Consider the following 412-nt stretch of genomic DNA (forward strand, 5'->3'; position numbering starts at 1 on the left):
TCCAGGAGGCGCGGTGCGGCCTCGCCGATCCGGCTGCGGAGCAGCCGCAGCGCGTCCACCCCCAGCGTGCGGCGGAACGCGAGCTGCCGCGGCTCGTCGTCGCCGCGGCGCGCGGCGGCGATCGACTCGAGGAACGCGCCACCGAACCGGACCGAGTGCTGTCCCGAGGGGAGCCCCTCGAACGTGAAGTCGCGACCGACCGGGTACATCACCGGGATGCCGGGCAGCAGCTGCACCGGGTCGCGGGTCCCGGTGTCGATCGTCATGCCGGGGCCGGTCGCCCACGCCAGGACGTAGTCGTGACCGGGGACGATCGTGCCCCACCGTCGTGCCGCCACGTCCGAGGTGCCCACCGCCACGTCCTGGTCGCCGACGGCCCGGAAGCGGAAGGCGAACCCGTCGCGGGCAGCAT

The 412-nt window shown here is 74.8% G+C and carries 1 protein-coding gene; it reads right to left on the reverse strand.

From position 1 onward, the window contains the following. Window positions 1-412: hypothetical protein (locus BIV01_RS19605; protein ID WP_175473616.1), on the reverse strand; the 412-nt coding region annotated here is incomplete at both ends.

The organism is Curtobacterium sp. MCBA15_013, assembly GCF_001865095.1.
Lineage (GTDB): Bacteria > Actinomycetota > Actinomycetes > Actinomycetales > Microbacteriaceae > Curtobacterium.